This is a genomic window from Luteimicrobium sp. NPDC057192 (genome assembly GCF_042670205.1).
Lineage (GTDB): Bacteria > Actinomycetota > Actinomycetes > Actinomycetales > Cellulomonadaceae > Luteimicrobium.
On the sequence record NZ_JBHUWD010000031.1, the window covers coordinates 1 to 15,057 of the forward strand.

At 73.2% G+C, this 15,057-nt stretch carries 11 protein-coding genes; 4 read left to right on the top strand and 7 right to left on the bottom strand.

The annotated features are described in order from the left end of the window. Positions 1-67 precede the first annotated feature (67 nt). A complete protein-coding gene (locus ACFT5B_RS14340) occupies positions 68-2,746 on the top strand; it encodes a sugar-binding domain-containing protein (protein WP_386799341.1) in 2,679 nt (892 codons plus the stop codon). 223 nt (positions 2,747-2,969) lie between these two features. Here ACFT5B_RS14340 and ACFT5B_RS14345 read toward each other — a convergent pair whose 3' ends face one another. Both ACFT5B_RS14345 and ACFT5B_RS14350 read right to left on the bottom strand, forming a co-directional pair. After that, positions 2,970-3,947 (bottom strand): zinc-binding dehydrogenase, encoded by a 978-nt coding sequence (locus ACFT5B_RS14345; protein WP_386799342.1) that lies wholly within the window; start codon positions 3,945-3,947, stop codon positions 2,970-2,972. Between the two features lie 36 nt (positions 3,948-3,983). Beyond that, a complete protein-coding gene (locus tag ACFT5B_RS14350) occupies positions 3,984-4,388 on the bottom strand; it encodes a nuclear transport factor 2 family protein (RefSeq protein WP_386799344.1) in 405 nt (134 codons plus the stop codon). A gap of 87 nt (positions 4,389-4,475) precedes the next feature. On the opposite strand from ACFT5B_RS14350, the gene ACFT5B_RS14355 reads away from it, so the two are divergent. After that, entirely contained in the window at positions 4,476-5,267 is a 792-nt protein-coding gene (locus ACFT5B_RS14355) for a helix-turn-helix domain-containing protein (protein WP_386799346.1), read from the top strand. Here the strand turns inward: ACFT5B_RS14355 and ACFT5B_RS14360 are convergent. The 4 genes from ACFT5B_RS14360 to ACFT5B_RS14375 form a co-directional block, all read right to left on the bottom strand. After that, positions 5,249-6,037 (bottom strand): SDR family oxidoreductase, encoded by a 789-nt coding sequence (locus ACFT5B_RS14360; RefSeq protein WP_386799348.1) that lies wholly within the window; start codon positions 6,035-6,037, stop codon positions 5,249-5,251. The genes ACFT5B_RS14355 and ACFT5B_RS14360 overlap by 19 nt on opposite strands. Before the next feature lie 31 nt (positions 6,038-6,068). Further along, complete coding sequence (locus ACFT5B_RS14365; RefSeq protein ID WP_386799350.1) at positions 6,069-7,328, bottom strand: MFS transporter; 1,260 nt, start codon at positions 7,326-7,328, stop codon at positions 6,069-6,071. Positions 7,329-7,330: 2 nt separating this feature from the next. Continuing rightward, on the bottom strand, positions 7,331-8,560 hold the full coding sequence (locus ACFT5B_RS14370) for a homoserine O-acetyltransferase (RefSeq protein ID WP_386799352.1): 1,230 nt from the start codon (positions 8,558-8,560) through the stop codon (positions 7,331-7,333). A 64-nt stretch (positions 8,561-8,624) separates the two neighbouring features. Further along, the gene (locus ACFT5B_RS14375) at positions 8,625-9,995 is read right to left on the bottom strand and encodes a bifunctional o-acetylhomoserine/o-acetylserine sulfhydrylase (protein ID WP_386799354.1); all 1,371 of its coding nucleotides are present in this window, start codon (positions 9,993-9,995) and stop codon (positions 8,625-8,627) included. A gap of 546 nt (positions 9,996-10,541) precedes the next feature. On the opposite strand from ACFT5B_RS14375, the gene ACFT5B_RS14380 reads away from it, so the two are divergent. Beyond that, positions 10,542-12,677, top strand: a complete 2,136-nt coding sequence (locus ACFT5B_RS14380; RefSeq protein WP_386799356.1) for an endonuclease/exonuclease/phosphatase family protein — start codon at positions 10,542-10,544, stop codon at positions 12,675-12,677. A gap of 168 nt (positions 12,678-12,845) precedes the next feature. On the opposite strand, the gene ACFT5B_RS14385 is transcribed toward ACFT5B_RS14380, so the two are convergent. Then, positions 12,846-13,373: an inorganic diphosphatase gene (locus ACFT5B_RS14385; RefSeq protein WP_386799358.1), complete on the bottom strand. Its 528-nt coding sequence runs from the start codon at positions 13,371-13,373 to the stop codon at positions 12,846-12,848. 167 nt (positions 13,374-13,540) lie between these two features. Here ACFT5B_RS14385 and dacB point away from each other — a divergent pair, with 167 nt between their 5' ends. After that, the gene (gene dacB / locus ACFT5B_RS14390) at positions 13,541-14,947 is read left to right on the top strand and encodes a D-alanyl-D-alanine carboxypeptidase/D-alanyl-D-alanine-endopeptidase (protein WP_386799360.1); all 1,407 of its coding nucleotides are present in this window, start codon (positions 13,541-13,543) and stop codon (positions 14,945-14,947) included. Positions 14,948-15,057: the final 110 nt, after the last annotated feature.

A 15,057-nucleotide genomic window follows, 5' to 3' on the forward strand; every position in this document is an offset into this window, starting at 1 on the left:
GAGCGGGGGCGACGCTCGCCGTCTGTGAGCACAGCCCGAGATCGCAACGAAAGAACGAGGTTCCCCGATGCGTCACGACTTCCCACACAGACGAGCGAGCGGCCGGGTCCGTTGGCTCCGCGCCTCCGTTGCCGGCAGCCTGGCGTTCACCGCAGCCGTTGCCCTTGTCTCGACGGCGGCCGCAGCGACGTCCGGCACGGCGACGGCGTCCGACGACGGGCGCAGCGGGCTGCGCGCGGACTACTACACGATCACGGACACGGACACGTTCGCGCTCGACCCGGCCAACCTCAAGGCGTCCGTCGTCGACCCGGACGTCGACGTCGACGACATGATCCCGACGTACAAGGCGATCCTCGGCCAGCCTGACGAGGTCGGGGTGCGGTGGTCCGGGTTCGTCACCGCGCCCAAGACGGGCGACTACACGTTCTCGGCCATCGGCGACAACGGCTTCCGCCTGTGGGTCGGTGGCAACAGCTCCTCCGACGAGCTGATCGACTTCTGGGTCAACCAGTGGGACCTGGAGCAGACGGCGACCCGCACGGTGCACCTCGAGGCGGGCCAGCCCGTGCCGTTCACGTTCGAGCAGTTCCAGGCGACGGGTGGCGCGAACGTCCACCTGCGCTGGGCCTCGACGGACGCCGGGATCGCCAAGGAGGCCGTGCCCGCGTCCGCGTTCACACTGCCCGAGGACTTCACGCCGTATGCCGCGGCGGCGACCATTCCCGCTGCGGGTACCAGCGTCGACCTGACGTTCCCGGGTGCCGTCACAGGCGCCGAGGGGATGGCGGGGCACGTGCGGTTGGCGGTGGGCGACACCGACTACCCGGTGACGGGCGTCACCGCCGGCCCGACGCCGTCGTCGGTCCGGGTGACCCTCGGTGCGCAGGTCCCGCGGGGCGTGGCCGCTCTCGTGACGTACGACGGCGCCGGTGGCGCCCGCGCCGCCGGCGATGCGATCCCTGCGTTCGCGACCCGCGTGACGAACGACTCGACGTTCCTGATCACCACCACGTGGGCCAAGGACGTGGACCCGAACCATCCGCTCCCCGAGTACCCGCGCCCGCAGCTGACGCGGACCGCGTGGCAGAACCTCAACGGGAAGTGGGACTTCACCCCGCTGGCGGCCGCGGACACCGCACCGCCCTCGACCTGGTCGGACGCGAAGACCGCTGTCGTCCCGTACCCGACCGAGTCGCAGCTGTCCGGCATCCAGGACCACTACGACCACTTCGCGTACCACCGGACGTTCACGGTGCCGTCGTCCTGGAACGTGGGTGACAAGCCGAACCAGCAGCGGCTCGAGCTGAACTTCGGCGCCGTCGACTACCAGGCGACCGTCTACGTCAACGGCAAGATCGTCGCCGAGCACACGGGCGGCTACGACGCGTTCACCGCCGACATCACGGATGCAGTGAAGAAGGGCCGGAACGACGTCGTCGTCCGGGTCACGGACACCACCGGCGAGCAGCCGATCGGCAAGCAGAACCCGCACCCGACCGGCCTGTCCTACACGGCGTCGTCGGGCATCTGGCAGACGGTGTGGATGGAGCCGGTGCAGCAGGTCCACGTGGACTCGCTCCAGCTCACGCCGCAGCTGTCGTCGGACGCCGACGGCGCGGGCGACGCCCTCCAGGTGACCGCGGCCGCGTCCGGTGCGTCGAACCACGCGAGCGTCGTCGTCACCGTCTACGACGCGGACGGCAAGAAGGCCGGCACCGCGAGCGGCCGTGCGAACGAGCCCCTCACCGTGCCGATCGCGAGCTCGCACCGGTGGACGCCCGACGACCCGTACCTGTACACGGTGAGGGCGACGTTGCACGACGGGGCGTCCAAGGACACCGTCGGAAGCTACGTCGGGTTGCGGTCGATCGGCATCAAGAGCATCGACGGGACCAACCGGATCGTCCTCAACGGCAAGCAGACGTTCCTGCTCGCGACGCTGGACCAGGGCTTCTGGCCCGACGGCGTGTACACCGCGCCCACCGAGGAAGCCCTGAACTGGGACATCCAGACGACCAAGGACCTGGGCTTCAACACGATCCGCAAGCACATCAAGGTCGAGCCCCAGCGGTGGTACTACGACGCGGCCAAGGACGGCGTGATGGTCTGGCAGGACATGCCGTCGTCGAGCAACCGCGACGCCGCCCAGCAGGACGAATGGAAGTCCGAGCTGCGCCGGATGATCGACCAGCACGCGTCCGACACGGCGATCATCGGCTGGATCCCCTTCAACGAGGGTTGGGGCGAGTGGAGCCAGGACGGCGCAGCGGACGTCGCGGCGTCGATCAAGGCGCAGGACCCGACGCGCCTCGTGGACACGCGCAGCGGCCAGAACTGCTGCGACATGCCGGGCGACAACGGCTCGGGCGACATCATCGACTGGCACACGTACGCCGGTCCGGCCACGCCGACGCCGGACGCGACCCGGGCCGCGATCGACGGCGAGCACGGCGGGCTCTCGATGACGGTGCTCGGCCACATCTGGTCGACGTCGAACAGCCCGTACCAGGCGTTCGGCTCGAAGGACGCGCTGACGGACGCGTACGTCCAGAACACGGAGAGCCTCGTCGGCCTCGCCCGCGACCGGCTGTCCGGCTCGGTCTACACCCAGTTCACGGACATCGAGGGCGAGACCAACGGGTTCTACACCTACGACCGGGCCTTCGCGAAGATGGACGACACGCGGGTGCGCGCGGTGAACCAGGCCGTCATCGCTGCGGGCTCGCAGCATTCGGCGGGTTGATCGGACGCGGTGACGAAAGCGCCCCGTCGTCGCCCGACCCGGTGGGTCGGGCGGCGGCGGGGCTCTCGTCGTCCGAGCGCTGCGGCCGGGCGCGAGCGAGCGTCGTCGGCTGGACCCCTGGCACGACCGCGAGGTAGCGCCTTTCGCCCGAGATAGCACGGACTCCGCGCTACCTCGGGCGAAAGGTGCTACCTCGCGGTCGTCGGGCGGCGCGAGCCACGGCTCAGACCGTCACGACGACCTTGCCCACGTGCTCGCCGGACGCCAGCCGCGCGAACCCGTCGGCGACGCGCGCGAGCGTGTGCGTCGAGTCGATGCGCGGCCGCACGCCGGTCCGCGTGACGAACGCGAGCAGCGACTCCAGGTCCGCGCGCGAGCCCATCGTCACGCCCTGGACGCGCAGCTCGGTGAAGAAGATCCGGGTCAGCTCGGCGGCGTCCGGGTCGCCCGTCGTTGCGCCGGCCGTGACGAGCGTGCCGCCCGGGCGCAGCGACCGCACCGAGTGCGACCACGTCGCCTTCCCGACCGTCTCGATCACGGCGTCGACGCGCCCCGGCAGCCGTTCGCCCGACTCGAACGCGGCCGCAGCGCCGAGCCGGAGCGCCTCCGCGCGCTTCGTCTCCGACCGCGACGTCGCCCACACCTCGAGCCCCGCGGCCGCGCCCAGCGCGATCGCCGCCGTCGCGACGCCGCCACCCGCGCCCTGGACGAGCACCCGGTCGCCCGGCGTCACCCGCGCGCCGCGGAACAGCATGGAGTAGGCGGTGAGCCACGCCGTCGGGAGGCACGCGGCCTCCTCGGGCGAGAGCCCCTCGGGGAGGGGGACGAGGTTCGCCGTGGGCACCGTGACCCGCTCGGCGAGCGCGCCCGGGAACCGCTCCGAGAGGAGCGTCCGCCGGTCGCCCGCCTCCGGTCCCGTCGCCTGCCCGTCCCCCCACACCACCCCGTGCACGACGACGTCCCGCCCGTCGGGCGTCCGGCCCACGGCGTCCGTGCCGAGGATCATCGGGAGCTGCTCGGCGCGGAGGCCCACGCCGCGCAGCGACCACAGGTCGTGCTGGTTGAGGCTCGCGGCGCGGAGGTCGAGCGTCGTCCAGAACGGCGCGGCATCCGTCGGGGGAGCGGGCTCGGGCCGGTCACCGACCTCGAGCGCGGTCAGCGGGTCGTCGGGGGAGAAGCGGGCGGCGTAGGCGGCGAGCATGCCCCCACGCTACGTGCGCGGTCTGCCGGGTCGCGGTCAGACCCACCACGTGAAGTGGACGGGGCCCTCGGCGTCGGGCTCGATGACCTCCCACGCCTCGGCGATCCGGCCCTGCTCGAACCGCCACACGTCGACGACGGTGATCGCCCGGTCCCGGTCCGGGAACCGTCGGCGGGAGTGCATGACGACGTGGTCGCCGTCGGCCAGCAGGTGGTCGATCTCGACCTCCATGCCGGCGAGCGGGACCATCGCGCGGCGGACGGCGTCGAGCCAGGCCTCCCTCGAACGGTCGGCGTCGGGCCGGTGGTGGACGAAGTCGTCGGTCAGGGCGCTCGCGAGCACGTCCGCGTCGCCGGTCGCGACGAGGGCGGCGAACGCGCGCTGCACGGTGGCCTTGTTCCGGGCCGCTTCGGTCTGGTCGAGGTTCTCGATGGTGGACATGGCCCGAGCATGGGCGTCGGACGTGCGCGGTGTCGATGAACTGCGAGTTCATGGCGTCGCGGGAGCACTCGTCATACGGTCGCCGGTATGCAGACCGTCGGAGCGTTGTTGCGCGAGTGGCGGCACAGGCGCGGGCTCAGCCAGCTCGACCTCGCGCTCGCCGCCGACGTGTCGCCGCGGCACGTGAGCCTGGTCGAGACCGGGCGCTCGCGCCCGACGGCGGACATGGTCCTGCGGCTCGCCGAACAGCTCGACGTCCCGCTCCGGGACCGCAACCGGCTGCTGCTCGCGGCCGGCTTCGCCCCGCGCTTCGCCGAACGGGCGCTCGGGACGCACGCGCTCGCCGCGGCCGAGGACGCCGTGCGCCGCGTGCTGGCGTCGCACGAGCCCTACCCCGCGGTCGTCCTGGACCGGCGGTGGAACGTCCTGGCCGTGGGCCGGGGGATGGAGCCGTTCCTCGTGGGCGTCGCCCCCGACCTCCTCCGGCCCACGCCCAACCTGGTCCGGCTCGCGCTCGACCCGCGAGGCCTCGCGCCGCTCGTGGCGAACCTGGCCGACGTCCGCAGCGTCTTCCGGACGCGCATCCTGCGCCAGCTCGCCGCTGCGCCCGACGCCGAGCTCACGGCGCTCTACGACGAGCTCCTGGGCCCGCACCCCGACGACGACGCGCGGTCCCGGCCGGACGAGGGCGGCGTGGTGCTCCCCATGGTCGTGCGGCACGGTGGCCGGGAGCTGCGGATGTTCTCGACCATGACGACCTTCACCACGCCCCTCGACGTCACGCTCGACGAGCTCCGGATCGAGGCCTACTACCCGGCCGACGCGGCCACGGCGGAGCTCTTCGTCCGCGAGCCACGCGGTCACGCGATGAGCGACTGACCTCCGTCGACGAAGACTTCCGTGCCCGTCACGTGGCTCGCCGCGTCGGACACGAGGTACGCGATGGCGTCGGCCACCTGCGCGGCCACCCCGGGCTCCTGGCCCGTGAGCGGGATCTGGCCTGCCGGGAACTCGGCCGGCACGCCGAGGTCGTCGGTGTGCCGCTGCTCGGTGTTGTCGTCGATCTCGGTGTCGATCGCGCCGGGACACACCGCGTTGACGCGTACCCCGCGCGGCCCGAGCTCGACGGCGGCCATCCGTGCGAACGCCACCTGCCCCGCCTTGCTGGTCGCGTAGGCCGAGGCGCCGGAGTTGCTGAACGTGCGGGTGCCGTTGATCGACGACACGACGACGACCGAGCCGCCCTGCCGCACGAGCAGCGGCACCGCGAACCGCACGGTGTGGAACGTGCCGGTGAGGTTCGTGGCGATCGTGCTGGCCCACTCCTCGGGCGCCAGCTCGTCGAGCGGCGCCCAGACGCCGTTCACGCCCGCGTTCGCGACGACGACGTCCAACCGCCCGAGCTCCTGCCCGACCCGCGCGAGCACGTCGCGCACCGCGTCGGGGTCGGCCACGTCCGCCGCCACGGGGAGCGCGGTCCCGCCTTGCCGACGGATCTCGTCCGCGACGTCGTCGGCGCTGTCCTGGCTGTGGCCGAGCGCGACCACCGCCGCACCCCGGCGCGCGAGGAGCACCGCCGTCGCCCGACCGATGCCCGATCCCGCCCCCGTCACCAGCGCGACCTTGCCGTCCAAGTCCTTCACTGCCATCGTCAGCCCTCCTGAGCTCGTCCCGACGACGCTAACGACGGGACGGACCGTTCGCCGCTCGGCGGGGGCGGCGGAGGCGTGGCCCGAGGAGGCCGATCGGCACGACGAGCGCGAGGGCCAGCACGCTGAGTCCGGCGCACACGAGGAACACGTCCCGGTAGCCTCCGAGGACGCCCGCGAGTGCGACGATCCCGCCGGCCGCGACCGCGCCGACGCGCCGGACGTTCGTGTAGAGCCCGGACGCCAGGCCGGGCGCGGGGATGATCTCCTGGAAGAACGTCAGGCCGATGCCGGCGACGATCGCGAAGAACGCCGCGTTGAGCACCTGGGACGCGACCAGCTCGACGGGGCCCTGGGCGAGCGCGAGCGCCAGGTAGTAGCCGGCTCCCAGCACGCACGACGCCGCGATGAGCGTGAGGTTCGAGTACCGGGCCGTGAGCCGGCCCGCGAGGACGAGCGCCGGGATCTCGAGGCCCGCGGCGACGGCGAGCGCGACGCCCGCCCACACGGTCGGCAGGTGCAGGGTGTGCGTGACGTACAGGGCCATGGTCGTCGTGGAGATGTAGTTCGTGGCCTGCAGCGCGACGAACGCCACCACCACGCCGACGAGCGCGACGGGCAGCAGGGTCTCGGTGGTCGGCGCCTCGGCGCCCGGACCGGCCGACCCCGCGTCCGCCGGCGACGACGCACGCCGCATCGCCCAGGTGGTGGCGAGCCCGAGCACGGCGATGACGGCGATGCAGGCGAGGACCGCCGCGTCACCGAAGGTGGACGCCGCGAGGGTGGCAAGGGGCGGGCCGGCGACCCAGGCGAACGAGAACACGGCCCGGGTGTTGATGATCGAGCGTGGCGGCATCCCGACGGCGCGCAGATGGGCGAAGAGCAGCGACGTGCCCACCCCGGCGGGTCCGCCGAGGACGACCAGCGCGACGACCGCGGTGGTGAGGTCGTGGCTCAGGCCGAGCACCGCCGCGAGCGGGAGCGTGGCGAACCCTGCCCACAGGAGGGGGGAGAGGTAGTCGGCGCGCCGGTCGGCGAGCATCGGGATCACGAGCGAGCACACGAACCCGCTCGCGTTGTAGAGGGCGAGCGCCAGGCCGATCTGCCCGTCGCTCGCGCCGAACCGGTCGGCGAGGATGAGCGCGAGGGCCGGGTTGAAGAAGGCGAACTGGAGGCCCCAGGCGAGCGCCGCGGCGGGCGCGACCGGGAGGCCGAGGGCGCGGGGCGGCCCGGGCGCTCCGTCAGGGGGTGCGGGGGTCGCGACGGCGCGTCGCGCGTCGGCCCCCGCCACCGTCAGGCGACCCGGTCGGGCGTGCCCAGGAACTCGGCCACGATCGGTCCGAGCTGGTCGAAGTCGATGAGGAACCCGTCGTGCCCGTGGTCGGAGTGCATGACGTGCAGCGGCTCGGCGTCCGGGATCCCGCGCTGGACGCGCGCGGACTCGGCGGGGAGGAAGAGGCGGTCGGAGTCGACCGCGACGACGAGCGCCCGCGCGGTGATCTGGCCGAGAGCCGTCTCGACGCCGCCCCGGTCGCGGCCGAGGTCGTGCGTGAGCATCGACTCGGTGAGCCGGACGTAGGTCCCGGCGTCGAACCGGCGGGAGAGCTTGTCGCCGTGGTGGTCCAGGTAGGACTGCACGGCGTAGCGGCCACCGTGCAGCGGGTCCTCGCCGCCCTGCGGGACGCGCCCGAAGCGCTCGTTGAGCTCGGGGGCGCTGCGGTAGGTGGTGTGCGCGATCGACCGGGCGACCGAGAGGCCGACGTGCGGCCCGTCGCCGTCCTCGGCGTCGTAGTAGTCGCCGCCGCGGAACTTCGGGTCGGCGCGGATGGCGAGGAGCTGACTGTGCGCCCAAGCGATCTGGTCGGCGGAGGTCTGTGCGGTCGACGCGATGACCGTGATGGCGTCGACGCCGATGCCCGCCTCGGGGCCCATGAGCGCCCACTCGAGCACCCGGAGGCCGCCCATCGAGGCGCCGACGACGAGCGCCCACGAGCCGATCCCGAGCTCGCGCGTGAGGTCGATCTCGGCCGCGACCTGGTCGCGCACCGTCACGACGGGGAACCGGGAGCCCCACGGCTGGCCGTCGGGCGCGTTCGACGCCGGGCCCGTCGAGCCCTGGCAGCCGCCCAGGACGTTCGGGGCGACGACGAACCAGCGGTCCGTGTCGATCGGGCGGCCGGGGCCGACCATCTCGGACCACCAGCCGGCGGTCGGGTGGCCGTCGCCGGCGTCGCCGAGCACGTGCGAGTCGGCGGTGAGCGCGTGCAGCACGAGGACCGCGTTGTCGCGGGCCTCGTTGAGCTCGCCCCACGTCTCGTACGCGAGCGTGACGGGCAGGCGCCCGCCCCCCTCCAGGTCCAGCGTCGCCAGGTCGGCGAACTGCCGCCGTCCGACCGGGTCGCCCACGCGCCAGGCGCTCGTCACCGGGACCGCGTCGCGCGAGGTGCGCCGGGTCGCGGCCGAGCGTCCGCGCGCCACGGGCGGGCGCGCGGGAGCGAGGGGAGACAGGTCGGGGGAGGTCACTGGTGTCCAGCCTACGGTCGGACAGTCGGAGGGGGTGCGGGCGTCCACGGATCGAACCCCGGCCTCAGGCCTGCGTGCCCGACGCAGCCGCGTTCGCCCCGAGGGCGGCCTTCGCGGCCGTGAACCCGAGCTCGAGGTCCGCGAGGATGTCCTCGACGTTCTCGATGCCGACGGCGAGGCGCACCAGGCCGGGCGTCACGCCGGAGAGCGCCTGCTCCTCCGGGGTGAGCTGGCTGTGCGTCGTCGAGGCCGGGTGGATGACGAGCGAGCGCACGTCGCCGATGTTCGCGACGTTCGAGTGGAGCTGCAGGGCGGAGACGAACGCCTTCCCGGCGTCCGCGCCGCCGTCGAGCTCGAAGGCGAGGACGGCGCCCGGCCCGCGGGGCGCGTACTTCTGCGCGTTCGCGTGCCACGGCGAGGAGGGCAGGCCGGCGTAGTGGACGCGCACGACGTCGTCGCGCGCGTCGAGCCACTCGGCGACCTTCTGGGCGTTCTCGACGTGCCGCTCGACGCGCAGCGACAGGGTCTCGATGCCCTGCTCGATGAGGAACGCGTTGAACGGGGCGATCGCGGTGCCGAGGTCGCGCAGGAGCTGGACGCGCGCCTTGAGGACGAACGCGAGGTTGACGCCGAAGATCCCGCCGACGCCCAGGTCGCGCGCGAACACGAGCCCGTTGTACGAGGGGTCCGGGGTGTTGTAGTTCGGGAAGCGCTCGGGGTGCTGCGCGTAGTCGAACGAGCCGCCGTCGACGATCACGCCGCCCACGGCCGTGCCGTGCCCGCCGAGGTACTTGGTCGCGGAGTGCACGACGACGTCCGCGCCCCACTCGAGGGGACGGATCAGGTAGGGGGTCGCGACCGTGTTGTCGACGATCAGCGGCACCCCGGTCGAATGGGCGACGCCCGCTACTCCTTCAATGTCCAGGACGTCCGTCTTCGGGTTGGGGATGGTCTCGCCGTAGAACAGCTTGGTGTGGGGGCGGACCGCGTCGCGCCACTGCTGCAGGTCGTGCGGGTCCTCGACGAACGTCGTCTCGATGCCGAGCTTCGCGAGCGTGTAGTGCAGCAGGTTGTACGTGCCGCCGTACAGGCTCGAGCTCGCCACGACGTGGTCGCCGGCCTCGGCGACGTTGAGGATCGCGAGGGTGGTCGCGGACTGGCCCGAGGACACGAGCAGCGCGCCGACGCCGCCCTCGAGGTCAGCGATGCGGTTCTCGACGACCTCCTGGGTCGGGTTGTTGATGCGCGTGTAGATGGGGCCGAGCTCCTGGAGCGCGAAGCGCGCGGCGGCGGTCTCGGCGGACGGGAAGACGTACGACGTCGTCTGGAAGATGGGGAGCGCGCGGGCCCCGGTGACGGGGTCGGGCTGCTGGCCGGCGTGGATCTGGCGGGTCTCGAAGGACCACTGCGGCGTGGTCTCGGCGGCGTTCGACATGTCTGCTCCTGGCGGGGTGGTTGGACGGTGCGGCGGGGGAGCTGCGGCGATCCGTCGGGCCGGGGTGCCCTGCGTCCGGAGCGTCCGTGGGCCGGGGACCGCGGAGGTCCGGGCGGGCCCGGGGCGACGAACGGGTGCTGGAACGGATCACCGGTGCGGCCGGCTGGCGGCTGCGCGGGTGAGTTCTCAGCGACACATTCGACGGGACATGACGGCGACGCTACGGGCCCCGTCCACGGGCCGTCCACCCCATCTCGTATCGTGAGACCACGATGTGAGACGGCACTGCGGCAGCGCCCCCGCCGGAGGCACGTGCGGACACGCCGCACGGCCAGCACGGACGCGTCCGCGGCCGACCCCCGGCGGCCCGTCTCGTAGGCTCGTCCGGTGGTCGTCGTCACTCCCGCTCCGTCTGTCGGGGCGGAGTCGCGGTCACGGCCCGGGACCACGTCGTCCGGCCGGCCGCCGCGTCGGCCCGTCGTGCCCCGCCGGGTGTGGGTGCCCCGAGATCGGGAGCCGGCCCCGCGGGCCGAGCTGACGCCCGTCATGCGCCGCATCGCCGGGATCCCCGCACGGACCGAGAGCACGAGCGCCGTCGCCGTCGCGGCCTCGGTCGGCGGTGACTCCGGTGTCGCGGTCCTCGTCGAGACGAGCATCGAGACGACCGTCCTCCTCGCACCGGTCACCCTGCCCCCCGCGGACCTGCCGTTCGTCGAGGCGCCCACCGCGCCGCCCGTCGGTGCGTCGCCGCGCCCGCCCGCCCCGCCTTCCCCCGCGCACCCGGCCGGGAGCCCGGGTCGTCCGCCCGTGCCACCGCCGCCGTCGTCGACGGGCGACGAACCCCGCGAGCCCGCGCGGCCGCACGCGCACCCCCGCCTCCGCACCCTGCTGCTCGTCGTCCTCGCGACCCTCGTCGCCGTGGGCGTGCTCGTCGTGTCTCGTGGGGACGGCATCGCGCCGGCGCCGGCGCCGGCGGCGCTGACGGCCGCCAACATCACCTTCGACGGCGCGGACGTGAGCTGGGAGCCCACGAGCGACCGTGCGACGGCTTACCTCGTCCGGGTCGCGACCGACCCCGCGCTGCGCCACGTCGTGTGGACCCGGACGGTCGACGCTGCCGACCCGCACGTCCACGTCGGCGGGCGCGGCATCACCGAGGACCAGCAGCTCTACGTCGCCGTCACGTCGACCTGGCACGGTGTCGCCGGCTCGACGACGCAGCCGCTCGCCGTGCACACCCCGCTCCGCCCGCCGTCGCCCGTCACCGACGTCACGACGAAGCCGGACACCTCGGGCGTCACGCTCCGCTGGGGTGCGGCAGCACGCGCGACCGGATACCAGGTCGTCGTCGCGAGCGACCCCGCCATGACGAAGGTCCTCCACCGGTCCGCCGTGGTGCACCGGACGTCGTACCGCGTGAACCTGCGCGACGGCGCCCGCTACTACGTGCTGCTGCGCACGGTCCGCGGCCCCGCGCACGCGACCGAGGACGGCGACGAGCAGGTCGTGCGCGGCCCCGACAGCCGGGTCAGGGGGTTCTCGACCCCGCTCAAGCCCCTCGGCGTGCCCGTCGCCCCGACGGTCCGGCCGCTCACGGCCTCGACGGTCAAGGTGTCGTGGAAGCCCGTGAAGAACGCGACGCGCTACACGGTGACGTTCGCCGCCACGAGGTCGGCGAAGCAGCGCACGGTCGTGCGGACGACGCACACGAGCATCACCCTCGACGGCGTCCGGCCCAAGGCGATGCACCTGCGCCCCATCTTCTACGTGCGGGTCGTCGCGGACCGGTGGGGCCTCGTCCGGCACGCGTCGAAGCCGCGCACCGCGACGGTGCTCGCCGGGAACGCGCGCACCCCCGTCGCGTTCACCACCACCGTCGCCACCTACAACCTGCTGCGCACCCAGTTCGACGACGACGCCGGGCGGTCCTGGGCGAAGCGGTTCACGTTGTCCGGCCGCCAGCTGCGCGGGGTCGGGATCGCCGGGCTGCAGGAGACCGGGTGGGGCAAGGTCGGCGGCAAGCGCCCCGTCAGCGTGGTCGCGAAGGCGGCGCACCTCCGGGTCGCGAAGCACCCGCACAGCTCGAAGCCGTGCACCACGAAGAACCAGCCCGTCCTGTACGCCCCCGGGAAGTTCAGCGTGCTGCACTGCGGCTACTCGAAGATCTCGTCGTCCGGCTCGAAGGGCATCGACGCGCGCTACGCCACCTGGGTCGAGCTCAAGGACAAGCGCAGCCACCAGGCGGTGCTCGTCGTGAACGCGCACCTCACGGCGTACACGAGCAAGCACACGGCAGGCTCGGCCGTGGCGCAGCGGGCACGCGCGCTCGAGGCCGCGCGGCTGGTCAAGCTCGTCCGGAAGCACCGGCACTCGGGCGAGCCCGTCGTGCTTACGGGCGACTACAACTCCTACCCGGGCCGCGCCGCGACCACGCCGCTCGACGTCCTCGCCGCGCACGGCTTCACGAGCGCCGACCTGACCGCGCGCAGCAACACCGACGGCGACTACGGCTCGTTCCACGACTTCACCGGCGCGCGCGCCAACGGCGAGCCCATCGACCACGTGATCATGAACGACAAGGTCGTCGCCACGTCGTACCGCGTGCACGTCACGAACAGCAGGAAGGCGCCGTCCGACCACTACGAGGTGAGCGCGCGCGTCGAGGTCCACCGGTCGCACTGATCCGCGCCGCGCCGACCGCTCTCCTCGCGAGGTAGCGCTCTTCGTCCGAGGTCGTACGGACTCCGCGCTACCTCGAGCGAATAGTGCTACCTCGCCGGGCGAGTCGGGGACGACGAAGGCCGCCGCCCCCTTGCAGGAGCGGCGGCCTTCGTGTGTTGCGGCGGACCGTCAGTGGCCGGGGAGGCCCTGCGTCTTCGCGTTGTGGTCGTAGTAGCCCTGGTCCTTGGCGCGCTGGAACGAGCGCTCGACCTCGGCCTCGGCCTCGGCCCGGTTGACCCAGTGCGCGCCCTCGACGGACTTGCCGGGCTCCAGGTCCTTGTAGACCTCGAAGAAGTGCTGGATCTCGAGACGGTGGTAGTCCGACACGTCGTCGATGTCCTGGCGCCACGAGGCGCGCTGGTCGCCCGTCGGGACGCACAAGACCTTGTCGTCGCCACCCGCCTCGTCGCGCATGCGGAACATGCCGAGCGCGCGGCAGCGGATGAGGCAGCCCGGGAACGTCGGCTCCTCGAGGAGCACGAGCGCGTCCAACGGGTCCCCGTCCTCGCCGAGGGTGCCCTCGATGAAGCCGTAGTCGTCCGGGTAGCGCGTCGACGTGAAGAGCATGCGGTCGAGGCGGATGCGACCGGTCTCGTGGTCCACCTCGTACTTGTTGCGCTGACCCTTGGGGATCTCGATCGTGACGTCGAACTCCACTGTTCTCCTCCGTGCCGTGAGTCGGGCTCTAGTGTGTCATGCGCACGTACGCTCATCAGGCCTGGGACGCTTCTCGCACCGGGCCAAAACGGGTACGGACGTGTGCGACATGTCACAGGCCGGCCCCGCCGCGGGTGGGCCGGCGAACGAAAGGCCAGGAGAAACGCATGGGTCGGACGCTCCGCGTCACGTCGATCGTCGTCGCGGCGGCGGTCGTGCTCGCGGGCGGGTACGCCGTCGCGGACGCGAACGACGTCGTTCCCGGCGTCCTCACGACCGCCCCCGAGCCGACGCCGCCGCCTCCCTTCCCGACGGCGCCCGGGGCCTCGGCGCTCGCCCGGCCCGCAGCAGCGCCCGGGCTCTCCCAGGACGCGCCCGCGGCGTCGTCGGCGAGCGTGGCTGCCGCCACCTCCGCGCTCGTCCACGGCGGGCAGATGGGCTCGCACGTCGGGGTGCAGGTCGTCGACCGGCTCACGGGCGACGTGCTCGCCGCGTCCGGCGCCACGGACACGTACGTGCCCGCGTCGACGCAGAAGCTCCTCACGGGCGTCGCGGCGCTCACCGAGCTCGACCCGTCGTCGACGCTCCCCACGACCGTCGTCCAGGGCTCGGGCAGCACCATCGTGCTCGTCGGGGGCGGCGACCAGCTCCTCGCCGCGGGCAAGGGGTCCGCGTCGAAGGTCGACGGGCGCGCCGGGATCGGAGACCTCGCCGCCCAGGTCGCCGACGCCCTCGAGCTCCAGGGCCGCACCAGCGTCCGGCTGCTGCTCGACGACACGCTGTTCACCGGGCCGTCCGCGAGCCCCACGTGGGACCCCGGCTTCCTCTCCGAGGGCTACGTCGCCCACATCAGCGCGGTCGCCGTCGACGAGGGGCGCAGGACCGACGACGAGTACGCCCAGCGGTACGACGACCCGGCCATGAACGCCGCCGACGTGCTCGCCGCCGCGCTCAAGAAGCAGGGCATCACGGTCACGGGCGTCGCGCGGGGAGACGCGCCCGCGAACGGAGCCGAGCTCGGGCGGGTCGAGTCGGCCCCCGTGCGCGACGTCGTCGGCTACGCCCTCGAGATGTCCGACAACACGATCACCGAAGGCCTCGGGCGGCTCGTCGCCGACGCCGGCGGGCTGCCCGCGAGCTTCGACGGCGCCACGAAGGCCGTGCTCGCGTCCGTGGCGCGGCTCGGCGTCGACCTCGACGGCGCGCGGCTCGCCGACTGCTCCGGGCTCGGGAAGGGCTCACGCCTCAGCCCCCGCCAGCTCGCCGCGCTGCTCGGCCTCATCACCTCCGACGACCACCCCGAGCTCACGGGCATCGTCTCGATGCTCCCGATCTCCGGCCTGCGCGGCACCCTCGACGACCGCTTCCTCAGCGGCGACGCGCGCGGCATGGTGCGCGCCAAGACCGGCAGCCTCAACGGCGTCACCTCGCTCGCCGGGACGCTCGTCACGCACGACCGGCGCGAGCTGCTGTTCGTCGTCATGGCCGACAAGACCGGGGCCGCCGGCCAGTGGGGGCCGCGCGCCGCGCTCGACGCGTTCGTGTCGAAGCTGGCGTCCTGCGGGTGCTCGTGATCCGTCGGTGACCCTGACCCGGTTGCGGCGGGTGGGGCGGGTGGGGTGCGCGCGGTCTTCCATCCGCCTCGCTCGTTCCTCGCTCGGCTTCGCGCCCACCCAGTCACGAC

Coding starts and splice junctions, on each gene's coding strand:
- ACFT5B_RS14340 (WP_386799341.1), top strand. CDS start 68: ATGCGTCACGACTTCCCACACAGACGAGCGAGCGGCCGGGTCCGTTGG.
- ACFT5B_RS14345 (WP_386799342.1), bottom strand. CDS start 3,947: ATGCTCGCCGCCTACGCCGCCCGCTTCTCCCCCGACGACCCGCTGACC.
- ACFT5B_RS14350 (WP_386799344.1), bottom strand. CDS start 4,388: ATGTCCACCATCGAGAACCTCGACCAGACCGAAGCGGCCCGGAACAAG.
- ACFT5B_RS14355 (WP_386799346.1), top strand. CDS start 4,476: ATGCAGACCGTCGGAGCGTTGTTGCGCGAGTGGCGGCACAGGCGCGGG.
- ACFT5B_RS14360 (WP_386799348.1), bottom strand. CDS start 6,037: ATGGCAGTGAAGGACTTGGACGGCAAGGTCGCGCTGGTGACGGGGGCG.
- ACFT5B_RS14375 (WP_386799354.1), bottom strand. CDS start 9,995: ATGTCGAACGCCGCCGAGACCACGCCGCAGTGGTCCTTCGAGACCCGC.
- ACFT5B_RS14380 (WP_386799356.1), top strand. CDS start 10,542: ATGCGCCGCATCGCCGGGATCCCCGCACGGACCGAGAGCACGAGCGCC.
- dacB (WP_386799360.1), top strand. CDS start 13,541: ATGGGTCGGACGCTCCGCGTCACGTCGATCGTCGTCGCGGCGGCGGTC.